Below are 17,657 nucleotides of genomic sequence, written 5' to 3'. Positions count from 1 at the left end.
TTTATTTTCTTTTAAAGTGATTGAGTTTATCGGTGTCAATTTCAATTCCGAGACCCGGACTATTCGGGACGGAAAGTTGGCGGTCTTTGAAAACCATCGGGTTGGTTACAATATCGTCCGTCAGGAGCAACGGACCGAAAAGTTCGGTGCCCCATTGCAACTTATTAAAAGTGCTGAAAACGTGCGCCGAAGCAACCGAACCGATGGTGCCTTCGAGCATTGTGCCGCCGTAAAGCGCAATATCTGCAGCATCTGCAATTGCCGCTATTTTCGCGGAATTGTACAAACCTCCGGCTTTCATAATTTTAACAGCGAAAACGCTTCCACCGTGAATTTTTGCAAGTTTCATCGCATCTTCAGTGGTTGCAACAGCTTCATCCGCCATAATCGGAACATGGAAAAATTCGGTTAAGCGTGCTAAACCGTCAAAATTGGTTTTAATAATCGGCTGTTCAATTAAATCCACGCCGTTTTCCTGTAAAACTTTAATCCAGGTTTTTGCGGTAAATTCGTCCCAGGCTTGGTTAATGTCAACCGTAATTTTAATGTTTTCGCCCAGCGCTTTTTTAATTGCGACAACGTGTGCAACATCTTTTTTTGGTTCGTTACTGCCGATTTTGAGTTTAAAAGTGTCATGCCGGTTGATTGAAATTAAATACTGAGCTTCCTCGATATCTTTTTCGGTATTACCGCTGGCTAAAGTCCATAAAACCGGAAGTTCTATGCGAACTGCACCGCCCAAAAGCTGCGAAACGGAAACATTCAGTCTTTTTCCCAAAGCATCAAGCAAGGCGGTTTCTATTCCTGCTTTTGCAAATGTGCTGCCTTTCACATTTTTATTGATATCAAGCATTAAAGCATTGATATTTGAAGCATCTTTCCCGCTCAGTAATGGCGAAATATATCGCTCGATGGTGAGTTTCATCGCCTCCGGAGATTCTGGACCGTAGGTCATTCCACCGATTGTGGTTGCTTCGCCCCAGCCGATAATTCCGTCGTCCGAGGTAATTTTAATGATTACCATTGTTTGGCTCATCATGGTGGTCATCGACAGTTTGTGCGGACGAATGGTCGGCAGTTCAATAATGTCCGCTTCAACGCTTGTAATTCTGGGAAAATCTGCCATTAGTGCTCATATTTTTAAAGTTAAATTGCTGTAACTTAATTGAATACCGAATTTACCACTCTTATTTCCAGAAAAATAGGATTTTTTCAATTATTACTAGGATAAATTGGAAATACCAGAAAAATTGGCGGTTTAAGATGCGATTTTAAAAGAAGATGAATTGCTGGTTAATTATAATTTGCGCGGTATTGTTTCGGCGTTTGTCCGGTTTTCTGCTTGAAAAGCCGCGCAAAGTAGCTCGGATCATCAATATCAAACTGATAGGAAACTTCGGAAATGCTGTATTCCATATTTTTCAAGGTTGATTTGATGTTCAAAATCAGGAAATCCAGGATGACTTCTTTCGGCGTTTTACCGGAAATCGTTTTGCAGATTTGGCTGAGCGACGCTACAGAAATTCCGAGCTCGGAAGCGTAATCTTCGATTTTTTTCTTAATGGAATTATTTTCCTGAACCAGTTTTTTAAATTTTCGGAAAACCTTTCTTTCGTTCTGATTCAGCGTGTGAATCTGCGTTTGGTGCGCCTGGCTGATGCGGTAAAGCCGCAGCAAAAGCATACCGACCAAATATTGCAGCGCCAAATCTTTGCCCGGAAGCTGGTTTTGATATTCGAAAATACATTTTTTAATTGTTGTATAGGCGTCCTGAACGAGCTGGTTTTCCTGATTGATTTCGGTAATGCTGATGGTGTCGAGTTCGTAAATTACTGCCACATCAAACTTCAGCATTTGGTCCACAGCGTTTGCGGAAAGTGAAATCAAATAACCTTTGGAGCCCGGCTCAAACTCCAAACCATGAAGTACAGATTGCGGAATCGTGAGAACGGAAGGCTTTGAGACGGAATATTTTTCGTTGTTCGCCAAAAGCTTAATTTTGCCCTTTTCAAGCACGAAAATTTGGAACAAATTGCGGTGCGCGTGCGATTTTATGGAATATCCGGATTTGCTGAAAACATCGTCCAACGGAATAATATTGATGATTTCACGTACCAACTTTATCGATTGCTCGCCATAAACACCATTATAGTAAACCTTTTGACCCATTTTTTAAAATTACAAAAAATCCGGCACAAAAAAATTTGCCGTTAAAAGGGCAAATTTTCCATTTTCTAAATGCTTATTTGATAAATTCCAGCAGCGGTTTTATAAATCGGTCAAAAACTTCGATGTGCGGCGAATGTCCTACATTTTCCAGCTCTACAAGTTTAGAACCTTTAATTTTTTTCTGGGTTTCTTTGCCTAAATTTTGGTAAAGTCCCATCAGCGGCTGCAATTCTTTCGGTGCATTTCCTTTGCCAATCGCGGTTCTGTCCCGCGTACCGATGATTAAAAGCGTTGGCGCTGTAATTTTTTCAAAATCGTCAACCACAGGTTGCGTGTAAATCATATCGGTGGTCAGCGCGGCGTTCCAGGCAGTTATCGGGAAATCTTTTGAAATCGTCCAGCCAGCTAAAAGATTCAGCCACGGGTCGTATTCAGGTTTCCATTTTCCGTCGTAGTAAAATTTCAGCTGATAATCTTTGTAGGAATGGTAGGTGTTTTTAAGCTCGGAAGCGTACAATTGATCGATGTTTTGGTATGGTGAAAAGTTCCGGTAATCTTCCAGACCAATCGAATTTTCCAGGATGAGTTTTTCCACGCTTTCGGGATACATCACTGCGATTTTCGTGGCCAACATTCCGCCCATTGAATGGCCTAAAAGGATAAATTTTTCGATTTTTATATCATCTAAAATAATTTTGGTATTTTCTGCAAGTTGCTGAAAACTGAATTGATACTGTTTCGGTTTCGACGATTTCCCGAAACCAATCTGATCCGGCATTATGACGCGAAAACCTTCTTTTAAAAGCGCTTTCGCGGTTTGTTCGAAATAATATCCGTTGAAATTTTTACCGTGAAGTAGAACAATGGTTTTACCGTTTGGTTTTTCAGGTTTTGCATCCATGAAAGCCATTTTCAAGTTTTGTCCTTGGTTTTTCACTTCTTTAAAATGAACCGGAAACGGATATTTTACAGTAGTCAGCTCCGCATCCAAAGGTTGAAGTTTAGAAAGATTCTGTGCATTGCAGGAAATGAAAAACAGAAAGAACACGGAAAAAATTAGCTGCTTAAATGACATTTTTTTGAATTTCCTCAAATTTACGAAACTATTTTTTTAGCCTTAAAGACACTAAAGATTTTAAAATTAAGGTTGGGCGGTGGCAGTTTTAAATTTAAATAAATGGATAACGCTGCTGATTACTAAAACAACCGCTGCAATAATCGCGTAAGTGTTAACGACAGAATTGGTGTCGCTGTTTGACTGCGCAATTGCGACAAAAGCCCAAGCTCCGACAAATGCGAAAAACGGAGCATTTTTTCTCCACGTCATCAATAGATGAATAACAGTAGCAATGCTGATTAGAATAATGGTCCAGGCCGCTTCCGGAATGCCGAAACCGTTCCAGCCAATTTTTTGCAGCCAAGAAGCGGTGGCAACAATCAGCGCAACACTCATCCAACCGGCGTAAATCTGAAATGGAAAGCTTATTAACCACTTTTTTAAGCCGCTTTTAGCAAAATCTAAAGCTGGTATTAAAATCATTAGCAAAGAAACCAGCGCGACAATTAAAATTAAAACTGAAAAACCTGCGTAACCATACAACCAAACGACGATCCAGGAACAGTTTGCAACACAGGAAAGAACGAACCACCAACCTATTTTTTCTACAAATTTGTCAGTGTCGTTTTTTTCGGGTTTAAATAAACTTCGGCCGGTATAAATTACGAAAGCCAGCATGAAAAGGTAGATTAAACCCCAAATCGAAAAAGCATAACCTGGGGGTGTAATTAAAGTTTTGTATTGGTCGGAAACATCACCGATCGTTTTACCGTCGAAAATGCCCGTGTTGCTTAAATAATTGAAGATAATGGTGAAAACTAAAGCGAAGCCGTTGGCAATCTGTAATGTTTTTTTCATGGTTTTTAGTTTTAGTTTTAGTTTTTCGCCGTTTTGCAAAAATCAGGCGTTTTAACGGCGAATTTTTAATTCAGAAAAATTCGTTCCAAACGGTTAATCATAAGCTTCCCACCAATTTTCGTAAGTTTTGGTGTCATCCTGCCAATGAACAATTTCACCAATTTTGGGCGTTATAAGCGGTAATTTTTCGATTTTGTTTAGCGCGGTAATTTTCTCCAGAGGTTCTTTCCAGCTGTGCAGTGAAAGCTCAAATTTCGAATTGTGAACCGGAATGATGTGCTTCGCGTTTAGGTTTTTCGCTGCAACCAGAAATTCTTCGGGCAACATATGAATATAGCGCCAGTCTTTATTATACTGCCCAAGTTCTAAAATTGCAAGTTCAAAACCGCCGTGTTTTTTACCGATTTTTTCAAAGTGGTCATCAAAACCGGAATCGCCGCCGAGATAAATTTTTCGCTGTGGTGTTTCGAAAACAAAACTTGCCCAAATTGCCTGATTTCTTTTGAATGTTCTGCCGGAAAAATGCCGCGCTGTTTCGGCATAAACTTTAAAACCGTTTCCTAAATCTGCGCTTTCGCCCCAATCCAGTTCGATAATTTTTTCAGGCTTATAACCCCAATATTCCAGATGTTCGCCTGTTCCCAAACCGGTGATTACCTGCTTGACTTTCGGCAGCAGTTTTGTCACGGTTTCGTAATCGAGGTGATCCCAATGATCGTGCGAAATTATAAGATAATCAAGCTCCGGAATGTCGTCTGTCGTGTATACATCTGAACCTCCAAATGCTTTCGTGGTGAATGAAAATGGTGAGGCATTTCCGCTGAAAACCGGATCAACCAGAATTTTTTTGCCGTCAATCTGCAGAAAATAGGAAGAATGTCCCATCCAAACGTAGACGTTTTCATTCGGATTTAAATTTTTTAGATTGCTTTTGGTGAAATTGAATTTCTGCTGCGGTTTGGCATTTCCATTTTTACCAAACAAAAAGCGGTACATCACTTTCGGCATCGAAGTATCTTCCGCGAGTTGCGGCGTAAAATTCAGATTGTCAAAACTATTATTTTTATAATGCGGCGACTTTTTAATTCTTTCCAAGCGCTTTCCCGACGGCGCTTTCCCGAATTTGGGGTGCTGCAAAATAAAATAGCCGGAAACCACCAAAACTGAAATTAATATTAAAACTGCTATCATAATTTTCTTCAGAACTTTCATTGACTTTGGTTAATTTCGTTCACTTTTAAAAAATAAAATGAATTAAAATTTTACATTTAAATGCGCACAAATGTAATTTAAAATTAAAGAATGAATTAAATCAGGCGAATACTTTTATCTATGTTTGAAATTTGTGGTAACTTTATTAGCATCAACAAAAAATTACTGTTATGCACGAAAATGTTGTCGTAAAAAAGGAGATCAATGCGCCGGTAGAAAAGGTTTGGCAAGCTTTGACTGATAAAGCACTGATGAAAAAATGGTATTTCGATATTCCAGATTTTGAGCTTGAAACTCATAAAGAATTCAATTTTTATGAGCCGGGCGAGGCTAAAAAATATCACCACCGCTGTGAAATCTTAGAAATAATTCCGGAGCGCAAGCTAAAGCATACCTGGACTTACCCCGAACTTTCGAAAGACAAGAGCATTGTGAAATGGGAGCTTGAGGAAGACGGCGACAAAACTTTGGTAAAAATCACGCATAAAGGCCTCGAAAATTTTAAGCACCTCGGCACCGACTTTCAAAAGGAAAGCTTTAACAACGGCTGGACTGAAATTTTAGGTAAAAATTTAAAAGAATTTGTAGAACAGTAAAACAAAAAAAACGGTCAAATAGGCCGTTTTTTTATTTTTTATTTTTGAAGTTCCGTGCTTTCCAGATTTCTTTTCTGCACTTTTTTGAAGGTGTAAGCACACATCAAAATGCTGAATTCGTATAGCAAAAGCAGCGGTAAAGCGGCCATCATCATGCTTAAAACATCGGCAGGTGTGATAATCGCTGCTACAACCATAATTAAAACAATCGCGTGCCGGCGGTATTTCCGCATGAATTGCGGCGTAAGAATTCCGATCGAAGTAAGGAAATAAACAATCACCGGAAAAAGGAAAACCATTCCCATTCCTAAAACAATCTGCATAAATAAAGTGGTGTAATCTGTCAAATCAAAAAGCTGCGTGATGCTGTCTGAAACTTTGAAAAGCAAACCAAAATTTATAGCGAAAGGCAAGATTAAAAAGTAGCCGCAAAGAATTCCAACCGCAAATAAAATCCAGACAAAATTGATTAAGAAAACCGAATTTTTTCTTTCTTTCGGATGTAAAGCCGGCGAGATAAAGCGCCATAACTCCCAGATTAAATAAGGAAAAGCTGCAACCATTCCACCAAAAATGGAAACTGCCATCATCACGTTGAACTGCTCGAAAAGTTTTTTCTGCTGAACAGCAAAATTTCCGGGAAGCGTGATGCTGTTTTCACCGATGAGTTCGCGCGAAAAATGATTCACCACACGAAAAGTTAAAAAATCATTGCGTGTAGGCCCGAAAAAAATATGGTCCATAATCCAGTTTACATTGAAACCGATAACGATGGCACAAACCACTATCGCAATGAGAGAACGGACTAAATGTGCTCTTAATTCACCTATATGCCCGAGAAAGGACATTTCTTTTTTTTCGGTCACGAAAATTTATTTTAATTATGTACGAGTCCGCCGGTAAAGCGGTTTTTTTCTGCAGTTGCGAAATTATAAATTAATTGCTGAATAAATTTAATATGTTCCAAATATTCTATTTCTAAAAATTCCGTGCTTTTTGACCGTTTTTTTTTGAAATGGCTAGAAATCGGCAAGTGCTAATTAATTCCTTCATCCAAAAGCCGGTGAATATCAATAATACCGAAATATTTTCCGTTATCCGTCACGATAAGCTGACCGATATTTTTATCTTTTAAAATCTGCATCGCTTCTTTTGCTAAAGAATTTTTATCCACGCTTTTCGGATTTTTGCTCATAATATCGTCAGCTTTAAGCTCCGTAAGATCGCGGTCGCTGAGGAGCATCCGCCGCAAATCACCGTCGGTAATTACACCGGTAATTTTTTCAGCATCCGTAACCACCGTAATACCGTGCTTAGAACTGCTTACGGAAATAATAATGTCCCGCACCGAAGAATCCGGTGAAACCTGAGGTTTTTGCGGTGATAAAAACTGTTCAACCTTGGCCGTAAGATTTTTACCTAAACTTCCGCCTGGATGAAATTTAGCAAAATCGTTTTCTTTAAAACCATTGAGTTCCATTAAGCAAACCGCCAAAGCATCTCCCAAAGCCATTTGAACTGTGGTGGAACTTGTGGGCGCGAGCTTAATCGGGCAAGCTTCCTTTTCCACAAAAGTGTCTAAAATAACGTCAGAAAATTCCGCTAGTTTACTTTTTGAGTTTCCGGTCATGCCGATAAGCGCCGCGGAATATTCCTTCAAAAATGGTAAAAGCGTCACAATCTCCGGCGAATTTCCGGAGTTGGAAATACAAAGTACAACATCGGATTTTTGAATAACACCCAAATCACCGTGAATTGCTTCCGAAGCGTGTAAAAATTGCGCTGGTGTTCCTGTAGAGTTTAGCGTGGCAACCATTTTATTGCCGACGTGCGCGGATTTGCCAATTCCTACGACAATTAATTTTCCGGAGCTTTTATTGATGATTTCTACCGCGCGCACGAATTCGGAATCAAGACGGTTTTTTAGGGCTTCAAGCTCGGCGATTTCAACGGAAAGTGCGTGTTGAGCGAGGTTTAGAATGTTCTGAGTATTCATTAAATTTGGTAAAAATTTGCCATTTTAGGTCCTATTTTTTTTGGTAATAAATTCTAAGCTCGCGTTTTTTCGCGAAACAGCACAAATGCTTCGGTCGTGATAAAATCGCAAAGTAGGACTAAATTGTAATTTTAATTTTTTAACTTTGGTTACAATGCAAATTTAGGAAACAATATCTATCTTCTTAGATTAATTCTAAATTTTTGAGCGGCGATGTTTTAGACGAGGAAAGAGGAGCCGTTATATAAATATGAAATTGAAAATGAAAACATCCAATACCGATCTATCCAAAGAGCTCAAGAAATATTTCGGTTTTTCCACATTTAAAGGTCAACAGGAAACCATTATAAACACGCTGCTGGAAGGTAAAGACGTATTCGTGCTGATGCCCACCGGTGGCGGAAAATCACTTTGCTATCAATTACCCGCCCTGATGTCGGACGGAACAGCGATCGTAGTTTCACCGCTTATCGCGTTGATGAAAAACCAGGTGGACGCTATCAATGGACTTTCATCTGTGGAAGGTGTCGCACACGTTCTGAATTCTTCTTTAAATAAAACCCAGACGAAACAGGTTTTTGATGATATCCGTTCTGGTGTTACAAAACTTTTATATGTTGCGCCGGAATCTTTAATTAAAGAAGAATATCAGGAATTTTTAAAAGAAGTTGAAATTTCTTTCGTCGCCATCGATGAAGCGCACTGTATTTCCGAATGGGGACACGATTTCCGCCCGGAATACCGGAATTTGAAATCGATAATTGATAAAATTGCGGATGTTCCCGTAATTGCTTTAACCGCGACGGCTACTCCGAAAGTTCAGGATGACATTCAGAAAACTCTGGGAATGAACAATGCCGTGGTTTTCAAAGAAAGTTTTAACCGCCCGAATCTTTTTTACGAAGTAAGACCAAAGGTAAATATCGACCGCGAAATCGTAAAATTCATCAATGCACGAAAAGGTAAATCCGGAATTGTGTACTGTTTAAGCCGGAGAAAAGTGGAAGAATTTGCGCAGGTTCTTCAGGTGAACGGAATTAATGCTTTGCCATACCACGCCGGTCTCGACCAAAAAACGCGCGTCATGAATCAGGATAAATTTCTGATGGAAGATGCCGACGTCATTGTTGCCACCATCGCTTTCGGAATGGGAATCGATAAACCCGATGTGCGTTTTGTGATTCATTACGATATCCCGAAATCGCTTGAAAGTTATTACCAGGAAACCGGCCGCGCCGGAAGAGACGGCGGCGAAGGTTATTGTCTGGCTTTTTACGATCCGAAAGACATTGAAAAACTTGAGAAATTTTTAGCACAAAAACCAGTTTCGGAACGTGAGATCGGTTTGCAGCTTTTAAATGAAGTCGTGGGTTATGTGGAAACTTCGATGAGTCGCCGCCAATATATCCTGTACTATTTTGGTGAACAGTTCGACCCGAAAAACGGTCAGGGCGCAGGAATGTGCGACAATGCTGTAAATCCGCCGGTGCTGAAAGATGCGTCGAAGGAACTGATTACGCTATTGCAATTGGTGAAAGATTTAGAGGAAAAATTTAAAACCAAAGATTTAATCTCGGTAATTGTCGGTAAAGAAAATCCGGTCACAAAATCCTATAAATTAGAGACCACGAAACATTTTGGTATCGGAAAAAAAGAAAACGAAAACTTTTGGAAAACGATTATCCGTCAGGCGACGGTGCAGAATTTCCTTCAAAAAGATATTGAAACCTATGGCGTTTTAAAACTTACCGAAAAAGGACAGAAAGCACTTGCAGAAAAGAAGGAAAACATATTTTTCATTGCCGAAGACCGAGAATATAACCTGGAACAAACGAAAGCAAATGCCGATAAGGGACAGTCCCAAGCGAGCGGCGGCTTAGACGAAGTTTTATTTTCACAGCTGAAAGAATTGAGGAAAACCGTGGCGAAAAAGCTCGGAAAACCGCCGTACACCATTTTTATGGATCCAAGCCTTGAAGATATGACGGTGCAATATCCGATTACGGTGGAGGAAATCGGGAATATTTACGGTGTTGGCGACGGCAAAGCTAAAAAATACGGAAAGGATTTTGCGGATTTTATCAGGAAATATGTCGAAGAAAATAATATCGAGCGGACGCAGGATATGGTGATGAAAACCGTGGCGAACAAATCCAGCCACAAAGTTTTTATTATCCAGAGCACCGACAAAAAAATTGATCTTGAAGACATTGCGAAAGCGAAAAATCTCTCCATGGACGATCTTTTGAAAGAAATGGAACGCATTGTTTATCAGGGAACTAAACTGAATATTGATTATTATATTGACGAAAATTTTGACGAAGATATTGTGGAAGATTTTATGTCTTTTATGGGCGAAAGTGAAAGCGACAGCATGAAAATTTTGCTCGCAGAATTTGGTGATGATCTTAGCGACGAAGAAGTCCGGATGTTGCGTATTAAATTTATTTCAGACGTAGCAAATTAAAAAAATGAAAAATTCATTGTTTGAAGCCCGAAAAAATCTCATCGGCTGGATTGAAAGTTTGGATGATGCTGAGGTTTTGCAAAAACTAATTGACATTAAAAATTCGGCAAGTTTAGAGAAATGTGCCACAAACATCAATTCAGAAAAAGTTGAAGAACAGGATTTCGACCAGCAATTTGCAGCAGGAATGACACCAGATGAACTTTTAGAAAATATAGCTTCGCATATCGAGTCGATTGATTCCGAAGAAAACATTTAGCTGTTTAGCAAAAAATGCCCGTTTTAACCGCCAATTTTTATTGATAAACCTTTAGCGAAATATTGTAAATTCGCATTTAGCCTTGTCACTGTTCCAAAAAACTGACAAGGTTTTTTCTAAAAAACATGAAGAAGACCGTCATTTTATTTATACTTCCGGATTTGGAAATGGGCGGCGCAGAGCGTATTGTCACGACAATTGCGAACCATCTGTCACGCGAAACCTTCGATCCGAAAATCCTTCTACTTCGCAAAGAAGGCGGTTATCTGGAAATTTTGAAAGATGATGTAGAAATTATTGACATTAAAACACCCAGAATTCGGAATTCATTATTTTCTATTCTAAATGTTTTAAAGAGCCGAAAACCGGATATTGTCTTCAGCGGCTTTGGGGAAATTAACGCTTATTTGGCATTATTTATTAAGATTTTTCCGAAAATAAAATTTGTAGCGCGCGAGACAAATGTCGTGTCGAAACACGTTACCCGAAAAGAAATTCGGTTTTTTTACCGTTTTTACAATAATTACGATAAAATCATTTGCCAGAGTGACGATATGAAAAATGATCTTATTGAAAATTTCAACCTTAAACCGGAAAAATTAATTAAAATCAATAATCCGGTGGATTTTGATTTCATTAATGAAAAACTGGAATTTGCAGAAAAACCCGAAGGTTTTAAAAACAATTTTAAAAATGTAGTCGCCATAGGAAATCTATCCGCGAGAAAAGGTTTTGATAATCTGCTGAAAGTTTTTAGCCATTTAAAAGAGGAGAAAATTCTGCTGCATATTTTGGGCGATGGACGCGACAAAGATTTACTTCTTCAGATGAAAAAAGATTTAAATTTAAAAAATGTAATCTTTCACGGACAGCAAAAAAATCCGTATCAATACCTAAAATTTGCAGATCTTTTTATTCTTTCTTCGCGTTACGAAGGTTTTCCGAATGTTTTACTTGAAGCCGGCGCTTGTGGAACGTATTCTCTCGCAAACTGTTGCCCGGGCGGAATTTCCGAAATCATTCAACCCGGCATTAACGGTGAAATATTTAGTATTGAAAAAAATGCCGATTTTGCGGCTAAAATTTCTACCATTCTAAATCAAAAGCATAATTCTGCTGAAATTAAAAATTCAATTTCTTCACGTTTTTCAAAAGATTTGATTTTAAAAAAATACGAAGAGGTTTTCCAAAATTTATGACCGCTGTCATAAGCAAAATTTAAAAATTTGCTCACTTTCGTGGCAAATAAAAAAATTATTGATTTAATAATCAGTTTCTTAGATTAAATTTTTTGTAAACTTTTCGCTATGTCATATAACTTCTATATATTTATTTCTTCAAACAAATACATATATGGAAGCAACTCTATCTTCAAAAAAAATTATGACTTTTACGTACGATGAAGCTTTTCAGGCTTCTTTAGAATATTTCGGCGACGACGATTTAGCAGCTAAAGTTTGGGTCAGCAAATATGCACTGAAAGATTCGGACGGCAATATTTATGAGCAAAATCCGGACGATATGCACCGCAGAATTGCTTCGGAAATCGCCCGAATTGAAGAAAAATATCCAAATGCGCTTTCTGAAGATAAAGTTTTCGACCTGATCAAAAATTTCAAATACATCATTCCGCAGGGAAGTCCGATGACGGGAATTGGCAACAATTTCCAGATCGCGTCGCTTTCGAACTGTTTTGTAATCGGTAGCGGCACGCAAAGCGATTCTTACGGAAGCATCATGAAAATTGATGAAGAGCAGGTTCAGCTGATGAAACGCCGCGGTGGAGTAGGTCACGACCTTTCCAACATCCGACCGAAAGGTTCCGCGGTGAAAAATTCTGCGCTGACTTCCACAGGTTTGGTTCCGTTTATGGAAAGATATTCGAACTCTACACGCGAAGTGGCTCAGGACGGCCGCCGTGGCGCGCTCATGCTTTCGGTTTCTGTGAATCATCCCGATTCTGAAGATTTCGTGAATGCAAAGCTGGAGCAAGGAAAAATTACCGGCGCGAATATTTCCGTAAGAATTGATGATGATTTTATGAAAGCCGTTGTCAATAAAGAAAATTACATCCAAAAATATCCGATTCACAGCAAAAATCCGAAATTTCAAAAGGAAATTAAAGCTGTTGATCTGTGGAATAAAATCATCCACAATGCCTGGAAATCTGCTGAACCGGGAATTCTTTTCTGGGACACCATTATCAATGAATCTTTGCCGGATTGTTACGCGGACCTCGGTTATGAAACGGTTTCTACGAATCCGTGTGGTGAAATTCCTTTGTGTCCGTACGATTCTTGTCGACTTTTGGCGGTAAATTTATTTTCTTATGTTGAAAATCCGTTCACGAAGCAGGCAAAATTTAATTTTGAGCTTTTCAAAGAACATGTCGGTTATGCGCAAAGAATGATGGACGATATTATCGATCTTGAAATTGAAAAAATTGACGCTATTTTGGCCAAAATTTCAGCAGATCCTGAAGGCGAAGAAATAAAAGCGACTGAGAAGAATCTTTGGTTAAAAATTCGTCAGAAAACAATTGAAGGCCGAAGAACCGGTGTTGGAATTACCGCAGAAGGAGATATGTTGGCAGCGTTAAATATTCAATACGGAAGCAAAGAAGGAAATGAATTTTCGACTTTGGTGCACAAAACTTTAGCGTTGGCGGCGTACCGTTCGTCTGTTGAAATGGCGAAAGAACGCGGCGCTTTTGCAATTTATGATGCTAAAAGAGAGGAAAAAAATCCTTTTATATTAAGAATTAAAGAAGCAGATCCGAAACTGTATGAAGATTTAAAAAAATACGGCAGAAGAAATATTGCTTTACTGACAATTGCGCCGACCGGCAGTACGTCGTTGATGTCGCAAACGACTTCCGGTATTGAGCCTGTATTTTTACCGGTTTATAAAAGACGCCGAAAAGTAAATCCAAACGATCAGGATATCCGCGTGGATTTTGTGGATGAAGTTGGGGATTCTTGGGAAGAATACTTGGTTTTTCACCACCGTTTTAAAGAGTGGATGGAAGTTCAGGGAATAGACACCGAAAAAAATTATTCTCAGGAAGAATTGAATAAAATTATTGAGCAATCACCTTACTATAAAGCAACTTCAAATGATGTGGATTGGTTAAGCAAAGTGGAGATGCAGGGCGCGATTCAAAAATGGGTGGACCATTCGATTTCAGTGACGATCAATGTACCGAATGATGCGACGGAAGAATTGGTAAATCAGCTTTACATCAAAGCGTGGGAAGTGGGCTGTAAAGGCGTGACAGTTTACCGTGACGGTTCGCGCTCCGGCGTTTTGATTTCCGCAGAGGATAAAAATGAGGAAAAAGCAGAAATGATCACTCCAGTTTTTCCTACCAAAAGACCGCATATTTTAGAAGCTGATGTTGTTCGTTTTCAAAATAATAAAGAAAAATGGATTGCTTTTGTCGGTTTAATTGAAGGGAAACCTTATGAAATTTTTACAGGTCTTGCTGAAGATGAAGAAGGAATTGCCGTTCCGCGCTGGGTGAATGAAGGCGTGATTATTAAAAACCAGGACGAGAACGGAAAATCGCGCTATGATTTCCAGTTTAAAAATCTGCGTGGTTATAAAACTACCATCGAAGGTCTTTCGCATAAATTTAAACCTGAATTCTGGAATTACGCTAAACTGATTTCCGGGACTTTAAGACACGGAATGCCGATTGAAAACGCAGTGGAATTGATTAATCGTTTGGAGCTCGATTCAGAGTCTATTAACAACTGGAAAGCCGGTGTTGCGCGAGCTTTGAAGCGCTACATTCCTGATGGAACGGAAGCTACAGGGAAATGCTCGAGCTGTGGCTCTGATCAGGTGGTTTATCAGGAAGGCTGTTTGACGTGTAAAAATTGCGGGAATAGTAAGTGTGGGTAATGTTGGTGCAACGAGTGAACAAAGTGAAACGACGAAGAACTCTCCTGAATATATTAAAAAAAAAGGCGCTAAATACGCCTTTTTTTTGTTTTTGTCTAACTTGACTTTTTCAGATTATTTGGTTTGTAAGCTGGAAATTTTTAGCCCTGATTGAACGGCATGTTTGAGCTCTCCCAATCGCCGGGAAAGCGCGGGCGGGAAGCGAGTAGTGAAAGTAGGTTCCCGGCTCTTGAAAAAATGCCTACATAACCCCGAAAATTCTCCGGAAATCCACGCCGCGGAACGGGAAAATATTTTGTAAATTTGCTACACTTTTAATAAAATCATAAAAAGATAAATATGAGTCAATTTGATGTGACCGTTATCGGTTCCGGTCCTGGTGGGTATGTTGCGGCGATTAGATGTGCGCAGCTGGGTATGAAAACAGCAATTATCGAAAAATATCCGGTTCTTGGCGGTACTTGTCTGAACGTAGGTTGTATCCCGAGTAAAGCGCTGCTGGACAGTTCCGAGCATTTCGAAAACGCGAAACACAATTTTGCCAACCACGGAATCATTATCAACGATCCTGTCGCAGATCTTTCCCGAATGATTGAACGCAAGCGCGAAGTGGTGGACCAAACTACAAAAGGAATCCAGTTTTTGATGGATAAAAACAAGATCACCGTTTTCGAAGGCGTGGGAAGTTTTGAATCGCCGACTCAGGTTAAAATAACAAAAAATGATGGTGCTACAGAAACCATCGAATCGAAATATACCATTATCGCGACGGGTTCTAAGCCGAGCACGCTGCCTTTCATTACTTTGGATAAAGAAAGAATCATCACTTCTACGGAAGCTTTGGAGCTGAAAGAAATTCCGAAACACCTCATCGTTATCGGTGGAGGTGTTATCGGATTGGAGCTGGGTTCTGTTTACAAAAGATTAGGATCTGAAGTCACTGTGGTGGAATTTATGGATAAAATTATCCCGACCATGGACGGTGCTTTATCGAAAGAACTGAATAAAGTGCTCAGAAAGCAGGGAATGAAATTCAACCTTTCTACCGGTGTACAGTCTGTGGAAAGAAACGGCGATACCGTAAAAGTTACCGCGAAAGATAAGAAAGGTGAAGAAGTAATTTTCGAAGGTGATTATGTTTTGGTTGCTGTGGGTAGAAAACCATACACAGACGGACTTGCCATAGAAAAAGCGGGTGTTGATCTCGACGAAAGAGGCAGAGTAAAAGTAAACGAACATTTGCAAACCAATGTTTCCAATATTTACGCGATCGGTGATGTGGTTGTAGGCGCAATGCTGGCGCACAAAGCTTCCGAAGAAGGAACTTTGGTTGCAGAACTTATTGCCGGACAAAAACCGCATATCAATTATAATTTAATTCCGGGCGTGGTGTATACCTGGCCGGAAGTTGCCGCAGTTGGTAAAACTGAAGAGCAATTGAAAGCGGAAGGTGTTGCCATCAAAATCGGTAATTTCCCCATGCGCGCTTTGGGCCGAAGCCGTGCTTCCGGTGATGTTGATGGTTTCATCAAAGTAATTGCTGATGAGCAAACCGATGAAATTTTAGGCGTTCACATAATCGGCGCGAGAGCTGCAGACTTAATTGCCGAAGCTGTTGTAGCGATGGAATACCGCGCAAGTGCTGAAGATATTTCCAGAATGTCACACGCTCACCCGACGTACGCTGAAGCCATGAAAGAAGCTGCGCTGGACGCAACCGGAAAAAGAGCTTTACATTTCTAAATATTAAATTGCTATAAAAATTAAAAGAGAAGTTTCGCCTTCTCTTTTTTTTGGTGGTTATTCAGGTCTTTTTTTCGTATTTAAAGTTGGGTTTGATTTTCTTATTTAAAAAAGTGCCTTTTGAAAAAGCGGCGCGAAAATCATCGAAAATTTCCTGCGGAACATCAAGATAATCATAAACTGCGCCCGAAACATACACAATCGTAAGAATTTGCTGTTCCGGTTTGTAGAAATATTTTTTAATTACAGAAGACGGCATTGCTTTGTTTTTAAAAAATCAAATATTTACCTTTATTTAGGCATTTTTTTCCGATTTAACTCGTTGCGCGTATGAATCGATGCTTCATAAACTTTCTTCCGGAGTTGCTGAATTTTTCCGACCGGCTGCAAGATTTCAGGATTTTCAAATGGATTAAAATTAAGATTTTCAACTGCTGGATCATCGGAATTTAAAAAGGCAGCTTTTGGAATTTTAATTTTTCCAAGGCAAAATTTTGGCGACTTTTTCCACTCTTTTTTTAAATTATTGATGGGTTGATTTTCCAGATTTTCACACATTTCAATCATTAAATTAAATGAAGTTTCGTGTGAGGCTAAAAACCAGTTAATTGAATCTTTCTGCGGTTCGCCGCGCCCGATTTTTGAGCTGATGTTTTCCGGTTCCACACTTAATTTCATCATAAAATCTCCGAGGCGATAACATCCAATTCCGGAATATTTAAAAGAGAAGAAAAAATCTTTTGAATGTTTTAAAAACTGAAAAGTCCGTTTTGCTAAATCAGCGGAAAACATATCGCTCGCGAGCGAAAAACCATTCCTCAGCAAATGCGGCAGGTCTAAAGCTGAAACCAGAAAATTGTCCTGTTTAGTGACCAAAAAAGTATTCACCGAGGTGAAAAATTTCAGAAAAACCGATGGCGAATTGGTCGGAAAAAGTGGAAAATTCACCAGCGGAAAATTTGCTTCTTTTTGCCTGAAATTTTTAAATTTTACTGAAAATCCGTAAACAGGAATTTCCCGTCCTTTTTTATTGATAACAAGATTTGCATTTGAAAATCTCAGCAAAAGTTTATAATCTTTTTGATCAAAAATTTTGGCGATGAAATCGGGAAAATTTTCCGAAATTTCTAATTTCGCTTTTACCGTGGCGTAAGTTTTTGAGTGCGCATCGCGTGTGGCATAATTTAGCTCGCTAATCGCCGCAGAACTTTCGATAAATTTCTGAACCGAAATTAAAGCTTTATCCAAATCAGCATTTTCCTGCGGTGAAAGTCGGTTAAATTCCGGTGAAAATTTTTGGAGCGAATTCATGCTTTTTTTTCGAAAAACGCAGCAACAACCATTCCCGAAAATTCCTCGGAAAATACCTTATCTTTGCGTTTTATCATTAATCA

General features: G+C 39.3%; 15 protein-coding genes. 6 read left to right on the top strand and 9 right to left on the bottom strand.

Going from position 1 to position 17,657, the window contains the following annotated elements; translation table 11 throughout:
• Position 1: 1 nt before the first annotated feature.
• The 5 genes from BMZ55_RS02905 to BMZ55_RS02885 all read right to left on the bottom strand — a co-directional run bounded on the left by BMZ55_RS02905 (position 2) and on the right by BMZ55_RS02885 (position 5,275).
• Complete coding sequence (locus BMZ55_RS02905; RefSeq protein WP_089818488.1) at positions 2-1,126, bottom strand: muconate/chloromuconate family cycloisomerase; 1,125 nt, start codon at positions 1,124-1,126, stop codon at positions 2-4.
• Between the two features lie 167 nt (positions 1,127-1,293).
• On the bottom strand, positions 1,294-2,169 hold the full coding sequence (locus BMZ55_RS02900; RefSeq protein ID WP_089818486.1) for an AraC family transcriptional regulator: 876 nt from the start codon (positions 2,167-2,169) through the stop codon (positions 1,294-1,296).
• 73 nt (positions 2,170-2,242) lie between these two features.
• Positions 2,243-3,244, bottom strand: a complete 1,002-nt coding sequence (locus tag BMZ55_RS02895) for an alpha/beta fold hydrolase (RefSeq protein ID WP_089818484.1) — start codon at positions 3,242-3,244, stop codon at positions 2,243-2,245.
• A gap of 66 nt (positions 3,245-3,310) precedes the next feature.
• Positions 3,311-4,084 (bottom strand): hypothetical protein, encoded by a 774-nt coding sequence (locus BMZ55_RS02890; RefSeq protein ID WP_089819394.1) that lies wholly within the window; start codon positions 4,082-4,084, stop codon positions 3,311-3,313.
• Between the two features lie 93 nt (positions 4,085-4,177).
• A complete protein-coding gene (locus BMZ55_RS02885; RefSeq protein ID WP_233701873.1) occupies positions 4,178-5,275 on the bottom strand; it encodes an MBL fold metallo-hydrolase in 1,098 nt (365 codons plus the stop codon).
• Positions 5,276-5,466: 191 nt separating this feature from the next.
• Here BMZ55_RS02885 and BMZ55_RS02880 point away from each other — a divergent pair, with 191 nt between their 5' ends.
• A complete protein-coding gene (locus BMZ55_RS02880) occupies positions 5,467-5,892 on the top strand; it encodes an SRPBCC family protein (RefSeq protein WP_089818480.1) in 426 nt (141 codons plus the stop codon).
• 38 nt (positions 5,893-5,930) lie between these two features.
• On the opposite strand, the gene tatC is transcribed toward BMZ55_RS02880, so the two are convergent.
• Entirely contained in the window at positions 5,931-6,758 is an 828-nt protein-coding gene (gene tatC / locus BMZ55_RS02875) for a twin-arginine translocase subunit TatC (protein WP_177179774.1), read from the bottom strand.
• A 170-nt stretch (positions 6,759-6,928) separates the two neighbouring features.
• A complete protein-coding gene (locus BMZ55_RS02870) occupies positions 6,929-7,888 on the bottom strand; it encodes a KpsF/GutQ family sugar-phosphate isomerase (protein ID WP_089818478.1) in 960 nt (319 codons plus the stop codon).
• A 262-nt stretch (positions 7,889-8,150) separates the two neighbouring features.
• Between BMZ55_RS02870 and recQ the strand changes: the two genes are divergently transcribed.
• The 5 genes from recQ (at position 8,151) to lpdA (ending at position 16,263) form a co-directional block, all read left to right on the top strand.
• Complete coding sequence (recQ, locus tag BMZ55_RS02865) at positions 8,151-10,355, top strand: DNA helicase RecQ (protein ID WP_089819390.1); 2,205 nt, start codon at positions 8,151-8,153, stop codon at positions 10,353-10,355.
• A 4-nt stretch (positions 10,356-10,359) separates the two neighbouring features.
• Positions 10,360-10,614 carry a hypothetical protein gene (locus tag BMZ55_RS02860; RefSeq protein WP_089818476.1) on the top strand — a complete coding sequence of 85 codons (255 nt, stop codon included), beginning with the start codon at positions 10,360-10,362 and terminating at the stop codon, positions 10,612-10,614.
• Positions 10,615-10,739: 125 nt separating this feature from the next.
• Entirely contained in the window at positions 10,740-11,813 is a 1,074-nt protein-coding gene (locus BMZ55_RS02855) for a glycosyltransferase (RefSeq protein WP_089818474.1), read from the top strand.
• A 154-nt stretch (positions 11,814-11,967) separates the two neighbouring features.
• Positions 11,968-14,520 carry an adenosylcobalamin-dependent ribonucleoside-diphosphate reductase gene (locus BMZ55_RS02850; RefSeq protein WP_089818472.1) on the top strand — a complete coding sequence of 851 codons (2,553 nt, stop codon included), beginning with the start codon at positions 11,968-11,970 and terminating at the stop codon, positions 14,518-14,520.
• A gap of 339 nt (positions 14,521-14,859) precedes the next feature.
• The gene (gene lpdA, locus BMZ55_RS02845) at positions 14,860-16,263 is read left to right on the top strand and encodes a dihydrolipoyl dehydrogenase (protein WP_089818470.1); all 1,404 of its coding nucleotides are present in this window, start codon (positions 14,860-14,862) and stop codon (positions 16,261-16,263) included.
• A gap of 61 nt (positions 16,264-16,324) precedes the next feature.
• On the opposite strand, the gene BMZ55_RS02840 is transcribed toward lpdA, so the two are convergent.
• Positions 16,325-16,522: a KTSC domain-containing protein gene (locus BMZ55_RS02840; RefSeq protein ID WP_089818468.1), complete on the bottom strand. Its 198-nt coding sequence runs from the start codon at positions 16,520-16,522 to the stop codon at positions 16,325-16,327.
• Positions 16,523-16,554: 32 nt separating this feature from the next.
• Positions 16,555-17,574 (bottom strand): catalase family protein, encoded by a 1,020-nt coding sequence (locus tag BMZ55_RS02835; protein WP_089818466.1) that lies wholly within the window; start codon positions 17,572-17,574, stop codon positions 16,555-16,557.
• Positions 17,575-17,657 lie beyond the last annotated feature (83 nt).

The organism is Kaistella treverensis (assembly GCF_900114045.1).
In the GTDB taxonomy this organism is placed as follows: Bacteria; Bacteroidota; Bacteroidia; order Flavobacteriales; family Weeksellaceae; genus Kaistella; species Kaistella treverensis.
This window is presented reverse-complemented; position numbering and strand designations above follow the sequence as displayed.

Excerpts from the sequence above, each read along its gene's own strand:
- BMZ55_RS02905 (WP_089818488.1), bottom strand. The coding sequence starts at position 1,126 with ATGGCAGATTTTCCCAGAATTACAAGCGTTGAAGCGGACATTATTGAA.
- BMZ55_RS02900 (WP_089818486.1), bottom strand. The coding sequence starts at position 2,169 with ATGGGTCAAAAGGTTTACTATAATGGTGTTTATGGCGAGCAATCGATA.
- BMZ55_RS02895 (WP_089818484.1), bottom strand. The coding sequence starts at position 3,244 with ATGTCATTTAAGCAGCTAATTTTTTCCGTGTTCTTTCTGTTTTTCATT.
- BMZ55_RS02890 (WP_089819394.1), bottom strand. The coding sequence starts at position 4,084 with ATGAAAAAAACATTACAGATTGCCAACGGCTTCGCTTTAGTTTTCACC.
- BMZ55_RS02885 (WP_233701873.1), bottom strand. The coding sequence starts at position 5,275 with ATGATAGCAGTTTTAATATTAATTTCAGTTTTGGTGGTTTCCGGCTAT.
- BMZ55_RS02880 (WP_089818480.1), top strand. The coding sequence starts at position 5,467 with ATGCACGAAAATGTTGTCGTAAAAAAGGAGATCAATGCGCCGGTAGAA.
- BMZ55_RS02870 (WP_089818478.1), bottom strand. The coding sequence starts at position 7,888 with ATGAATACTCAGAACATTCTAAACCTCGCTCAACACGCACTTTCCGTT.
- recQ (WP_089819390.1), top strand. The coding sequence starts at position 8,151 with ATGAAAACATCCAATACCGATCTATCCAAAGAGCTCAAGAAATATTTC.
- BMZ55_RS02860 (WP_089818476.1), top strand. The coding sequence starts at position 10,360 with ATGAAAAATTCATTGTTTGAAGCCCGAAAAAATCTCATCGGCTGGATT.
- BMZ55_RS02855 (WP_089818474.1), top strand. The coding sequence starts at position 10,740 with ATGAAGAAGACCGTCATTTTATTTATACTTCCGGATTTGGAAATGGGC.
- BMZ55_RS02850 (WP_089818472.1), top strand. The coding sequence starts at position 11,968 with ATGGAAGCAACTCTATCTTCAAAAAAAATTATGACTTTTACGTACGAT.
- lpdA (WP_089818470.1), top strand. The coding sequence starts at position 14,860 with ATGAGTCAATTTGATGTGACCGTTATCGGTTCCGGTCCTGGTGGGTAT.
- BMZ55_RS02840 (WP_089818468.1), bottom strand. The coding sequence starts at position 16,522 with ATGCCGTCTTCTGTAATTAAAAAATATTTCTACAAACCGGAACAGCAA.
- BMZ55_RS02835 (WP_089818466.1), bottom strand. The coding sequence starts at position 17,574 with ATGAATTCGCTCCAAAAATTTTCACCGGAATTTAACCGACTTTCACCG.